Source organism: Microbacterium sp. Leaf351 (assembly GCF_001423825.1).
GTDB classification, from domain to species: domain Bacteria; phylum Actinomycetota; class Actinomycetes; order Actinomycetales; family Microbacteriaceae; genus Microbacterium; species Microbacterium ginsengisoli.
Window position 1 is genome coordinate 35542 of sequence record NZ_LMPK01000034.1, and the last position, 355, is coordinate 35896.

Annotated in this window: 1 protein-coding gene; it reads right to left on the reverse strand. The window is 70.7% G+C overall.

What is annotated here, in order from left to right:
- Positions 1–311: hypothetical protein (locus tag ASG00_RS10305; RefSeq protein ID WP_200930910.1), on the reverse strand; the 311-nt coding region annotated here is incomplete at its 3' end.
- Positions 312–355 lie beyond the last annotated feature (44 nt).

A 355-nucleotide genomic window follows, 5' to 3' on the forward strand; every position in this document is an offset into this window, starting at 1 on the left:
GTCGAGGTCGACCCGAGCGTCGGCCCCGACGAGTTGTTGTAGACGTTCGGCTGCGAGCCGACGTACGACGGTGCCGGGGTCGTCGTGGACGAGGGCACCGCGGGAGCGGTTCCGTTCTGGATCGCGGTCGCGGCCGCTGTCGCGGTCGAGATCCACGCGGCCGGCAGCGGGGCGAACCCGTCCGGGAGCGCGCCGACCGACGTTCCAGGTGTCTGTGCAGCTGGGCTGACAGCGAACGTGATCAGCGACGCGTACGCGGAACGGAGCGCCGGGCTCGTGATCACCGGATTGTTCGCGGCGTACACGGGCATCGTGAGTGGATAGGCGTCAGCGGCGGCCTTCGCGGCGGTCGAGG